Annotated in this window: 5 protein-coding genes; all 5 read left to right on the top strand. The window is 74.6% G+C overall.

Annotation, left to right across the window (positions count from 1 at the left end):
* Positions 1-1,614 (top strand): ADP-ribosyltransferase (locus E1266_RS35135; protein ID WP_279436374.1); only part of this gene is annotated, 1,614 nt, incomplete at its 5' end.
* Positions 1,615-1,666: 52 nt separating this feature from the next.
* Positions 1,667-2,491, top strand: coding sequence for a hypothetical protein (locus E1266_RS35130; protein ID WP_132054576.1), 825 nt, complete (start codon positions 1,667-1,669; stop codon positions 2,489-2,491).
* A gap of 44 nt (positions 2,492-2,535) precedes the next feature.
* A complete protein-coding gene (locus tag E1266_RS35125; protein WP_132054574.1) occupies positions 2,536-3,342 on the top strand; it encodes a hypothetical protein in 807 nt (268 codons plus the stop codon).
* 1 nt (position 3,343) lies between these two features.
* Positions 3,344-4,243, top strand: a complete 900-nt coding sequence (locus tag E1266_RS35120) for a glycohydrolase toxin TNT-related protein (protein ID WP_132054572.1) — start codon at positions 3,344-3,346, stop codon at positions 4,241-4,243.
* On the top strand, positions 4,240-5,524 hold a 1,285-nt coding region (locus E1266_RS35115), incomplete at its 3' end, for a TNT domain-containing protein (RefSeq protein WP_132054570.1). The genes E1266_RS35120 and E1266_RS35115, both read left to right, overlap by 4 nt.

Below are 5,524 nucleotides of genomic sequence, written 5' to 3'. Positions count from 1 at the left end.
GTCCCCGACACGGAACCGCCCCCCGGCAGAGGACCTTCCCCCGAGGCGGACCCCGCCCGGGACCCGGGGTCTTCCCGCGACGCGGAATCCGTTCGCGACGCGGAACCGGATCGCGAGGACGCGCCCGTCCGGCGGGACGAGGCCGACGCCCCGGAGACCGTTCCGGACGGCCTGCCGCGGCATCTGCACGATGTCTTCCGCGACAGCGACGCCACCCCGGCGGGGCGGTCGTTCCACGATCCCGCCGACCCGGCCATGCGGGATCTCGCGCGGCGCGTCCCGGCGGACCCGCAGCGGTTCACGGTGGACGGGCACGGCGACGCGGACGGGCTGCGGCTCCCCGGCGGCCGCCGGCTGAACGCCGACGAGCTGGCGGACCTGATCCGCAACGACCCGAACTGGAACGGCCGCGAGGTCCTGCTGCTGTCGTGCCGGACCGGCGACGGCGACTTCGCCGCGCGGCTCGCGCAGCGGCTCGGCGTCCCGGTCACCGCCCCCAGCGGACTGGCCTGGACGGACGCCGACGGCAACGTGTACGCCTCGTCCGGCCGGACGAGTCCCGACGGGCAGACCCGCCCCGGCTGGCCGCCGGACGGGACCTGGCGGACGTCGGCTCCGGACGGCACCGCATCGCCCGCCGGGCGCGACGGCCGTCCCCCGGGCCGGGAGGAGCACCGCGGCACGGATCCCGCCAGGCCCGGGGACGACGCGCAGTCGCGGGGGCTGCGCGACTGGTTCCGGCGCGAAGGCCACGTCGACCGGGACGGTTACCGCCGTTTCGACACCGACGAGCAGGGCGAGCGGTACGGCGAGAACCGGCTGGCGCACGTGTACCACGACCTGCCGCACCAGTTGCGGCAGGCGCTGCACTGGTACACGGTGCAGTCGATGCCGAATCCGCACCTGCGGCCCGGGGCGGACGTGGGACGGTACCTGACCCACCTGTACACGGAGCAGAACTACGTCCAGCACCTCGCGTACCTGAACGGCGGCGCCATGCCGGCGCATCGGGACCAGCTGATCCAGATGTGGAACCGGCCGGACCTCACCGACTACCAGCGCCGGCTGATCCAGCACGTCGTCACGCAGACGGACCCGGAGGCCCGGCTGCAGGAGATGTGGAAGAACCATGAGCAGCGCGAGTTCCTGCGGCGCTACCTCGGCGGTGAGCCCACGCCCGACGCCTTCTGGCGGCGGATCGACGAACTCGACCAGGCGCTGAGCCGGCCGCTGCCAGAACCCGTCCAGGCGGTGCGGGGGCTGCACGACGTGAATTTCATGCTCGCCTCGGACGGCATGCCTCTGGCGGGCAGGCATCCGATGCTCCTCGTCGGGGCCGTGCAGAACGAGCCGGGCTACATGTCGACATCGCTGGGTTCGGGTACGACGGAGGTCGACGGGCAGGGCTTCAACTACCGGCTGAGCCTCAACCTCCCGCAGGGCGCGCACGGGGTGTGGATGGGCCAGAGCAGCGCGTACCCTGACCAGCGGGAACTCGTGCTCCCACGCGGAACCAGGTACTACATCAGGAACGTCGTGCAGACCGGGTGGAACGGCACCCAGCCGGTCTTCTCCATCGAGGCGGACGTCATCCCGCCCGGGACGCCGCCGTGAGCGGCGCGCGTATGCGGGCGGACGACAGTGACGAGGGAAAGGCGCGCACGTCATGAGTGACGGGTTTCCGGACCTTCCGCAGGCCCCGCCCATCGACGGCGGGCTCCGGCCGCCGAAGGCCGGCTACGAGCGGTTCACCCGGCAGGCGGTGCTGTACCTGCCCGTCGTCCGCCGCGGGGAACTGCTCGGGCACCTGTGGGCCGCGGAGTCCAACGCGAAGGCCGCCGGTTTCGTCCGGCGCACCGCGGCCCAGGCGGCGGGCGCGGAGGGCGCCGCCGTGTGGGGTCGCCGCCTGGACGAGTCGCACGACCGCGGACTGCCCGCCCTGGAGGCGATCCGCGGCTGGGTCGGCGCGGCGGAGGACCCGGTGGGCGGCGCGATCCCGGCGGACGCGCGGGAGTTCCGGGCCGTGAGCCTCGGCGCCCTGCACGAGCTGACCAACCCGGGCGCGCCGGTGTCGCCGGGGCCGCTCGTGCAGGACGGCCTGTACCCGGACGGGACGCCCGAGGACCGCTCGCAGGGCTGGGGCCCGCTGGTCAGCGTCCGGCCGCCGTCGTACGCGGCGCGGACGGCGGCGCCCGTGCTGTTCTACCCCGTGACGCGCGGCGGGACGGTCCTCGGCTACGTGTGGGCGGCGCTGTCGGAGCAGGCGGCGGCGTACCTCCGGCGGGCCGCCGCGGGCCGCGACGGGGAGATCGCGGGCGGGCTCTGGGAGGCGCGGCTGGCGCACGCCTTCGGTGCGGGCGTCCCGGCGGCGGACGCGGTCCGGCGGCTCCGCGGGACGCCCGAGGACCCGCTCGCCGGCGGTGTCGCCGCCGACGCGCAGGAGGGCCGGGCGGCCGGGCTGGACGAACTCGACCGCCTGGCGCGGGCCTAGCGCCGGGCACGGCCCGGCATCGAACCATCACGGGAGTCGTCGTTGTGAAGCTGGTGAGGAAGACCTATCCGCGGTACTTCGTGTACAACGAACGGCCGGTCGTCCTCCTGGAGACGCCGGGCGGCGGGCTGGACTGCCTGGCCGCCGACCCCCGCACCGGGGCGTTCGTCCGGGCCATGCGCTACATCGGCGAGCTGGACTTCAACCGCGACGCCGACATCGACGAGCTCTCCTTCGAGGAGTTCGTCGCGGCAGTGGAGATGTACCGGGCCCGGAAGGGACTGGGCGAAGGAACGGTCAAGGCCCTCTACGAGACGATGCGGGGGCTTGAGGAGACGGCTCAGGAGAGCGGCCGCCGACCGACCCCGGAGGAGGAGGCGCTGATCCGTTCGCTGAGCACGCGGACGAGCCCGCTGTTCGACGGGTACCTGCGGGAGCGAGGGCTGACCCCGACGCCGCAGCCGACTCCCGCGGAGATGCGGGTGGCCCGGCTCTTCGACTCCGTGGACGCGTCGGGGACACCGGTCGTGCGGCGCCGGCCCGTCCCCGACGAGGAGCGGGAGCGGCTGCTGCGGTACCTGGAGCGCGCCCCGATCGTCCTGGCGGCCCGCGGTCACGACACCGACGTCCTCGACCCGGGGCGCCGCGCCGAGGTGCCGATGACGTACCACACCGACGGCACTTGGATCTGGCCCGGCGCCGTCGCCTACTACCTGCGCGTCCACGGCGTCCCCCCGGAGCCCGACCTGGCCGGCTTCGCCCGCGGGAACGGATTCGAGGTCCCGGAGGTGGACGAGGACGCGCGCCGCGAGGCCGTGGCCGCCATCAACCGGCGGGCGGACGCCACCTGAGATGCCGCCCCCGAACGAGACCACCCGCCCGCGGGCCGAGCGGGAGCACGTCGCCCTCCTCGCGCCCGAGAGCCCCGTCATGTTCGCCCGCGCCCGCCACATCCTGCGAGATCTGACCCGGGACGGTGCCGCCCGCTTCCTGGTCGGGGCCGTGGACGAAGGGTGCTGGTCGGTCCTGCGCGGCGAGGACGGCTGGCGGGCAGTGCACTGGCCAGGCGGTTCCGCCGGGGCGGACGAGGCGACGGATCACGCGACGGCGAGGGAGGCCACGGCGCACGCCGTCGCCGGGCTCCTGGCCGAGGAAGGCGTGAGCGTGCACAGCGGGATTCTGGAGCTCGCGGGCCTGATCCGCCTCGACCCTCCCACCGGCGCCTGGGGCCTCACCGACACCGGGCGGCGGGTCCGGGACGAGTCCGCGAACTCGGCGCGGCCGGCCGGGACCTCCTGCATCGCCCTCGAAGCCGTCACCGCACGCGCCGGATACTTCGTCACCCGGCCCGGCCCCCCGCCGTCCGAGGGCCCGTTCGTGGACGTCCGCACGGTCCTCTCCATGGCGGCCTTCGCCGGGCTCCCCGAGCCTCCGGACGATCCCGGCGAGGCTCGGCCGGTCGACCTGCCGGTGGACACGGCCCTCGACGGCTACGGCGACGACGGCGAGGTGTTCCTGTTCGAGCCCGGGACGCCGTTCAACCGGCGCGGGCTGTGGGGCGAGCCCGAACACCACCGTCACCGCCGCTACCGGGTCCGGAAGCCGCTGCGCGGCTATCCGTCGTTCCCCTTCGAGCAGGCGACGATCGACGTCGAGCGGACCGGCCGGGAGGGACGCGGCTACTACCTGGTCGACACGATCGCCGCACTGCTCGCCGCCGGGACGCTGAGCGAGACCACCGAGCGACCATGACGAACCGCCCCGAGCCGACCGGCCCCGAGCCGACCGACCCCGAAAGCGCGCTGCTCCGGCGGCTGATCGACGAGGTCACGGAACTGCTGCCCGGCGCCTGGCGGAACGCCGAACTGACGTACCGCTCGATCGGCGGCCACGAGTCCATCTGGCTGACCGGCGCCGAGGAGGGCAGGCGGCACCCCGGCGGCATCCACGCCGCCGGTCGGCGCATCCCCCGCACAAGCATCCCGGACCTGCTGCGCCGCCACCGGGAGATCACCGCCGACCCGGTGCACGGGGCGTGGGCCGCGTTCACCTACGACCTCTGGAAGCGGGACGGCGTCACCGACTGGAGCGTGTCCGCCCGCCCAGCCGCCGAGTTCGCCTGGACGGACGAGATCACCCCCGCCGACTGCGCCGCCGAACTCCGGCTCTTCCCCCGCCGGGACGACACGGTCCCCGAATGGATGCACCCGCTCCTGGCCCTGCACCGCGCGGCGCAGGACTTCAGGCCCGTGCCGCAGCGGGAGAGCGACCTGGTCGCGCTGCTCCCGGCGGGCATGGAACGGCTGTTCATGCGCGCCCGCGTCAAGCTGGCGGACTTCGTGCCGGGCGCCGGCGGGTTCCGGGTCGGCGCTCCGGGGGGAGGCCGCTGGACGGTCGCGCACCACGGCGGCGCCTGGCTGGCGGTCGGGCCCGGCGGTGACGTTTTCCCGTACGCGGAACCGCGCCGGGCGGTCGCGCACGCGATGGCCGGCGTCATGGCCGACGCCGGGATGGAGATCAACAGCACGGTGCTGAGGACGGCGCTGATCATCCGCCTGCAGCGCTATCCGCGGAAGGGCGAGCAGGCGTGGCTGCTCAGTGACGACGGCCGGGAGCTGAACGTGCGGACGGCGTGCTCGCCGCGTCCCCGCGGCACCGGGCGGTACATCGCCCTCGACCCGCTGAACAACCGCCCGGCCGGTCCCTTCGCCTGCTTTCCCGGGCCCGCCCCTGAAGAGGGCGGGTACGTCTCCGTCCACACCGTGTTCATGATGCTCGCGGAGAGGGTGCTCCCCGTGCCGGACCCGGCGGCGCAGGCCGCGCCGGAACCGCCCGGCGAAGTGCTGGAGGCCGGTATGGAGGTGGACGCCTACGGCGATCCGGACGGCCGCTTCGTCTACACCGTCGACACCCCTTTCCTGCGACGCGGCCTGTGGGGATCGCCAGAGGACTACGCGTACCACCGCTACCGGGTGGCGAAGCCCGTCCGCGGCCACACCGGCCTCTTCGCCCCCGGCCCCCTCGGCGGCGACC

Source organism: Actinomadura sp. 7K534 (genome assembly GCF_004348575.1).
Lineage (GTDB): Bacteria > Actinomycetota > Actinomycetes > Streptosporangiales > Streptosporangiaceae > Spirillospora > Spirillospora livida.
The sequence above is the reverse complement of the archived record's forward strand: the minus strand, read 5'-3'. Positions and strand labels throughout refer to the sequence as shown.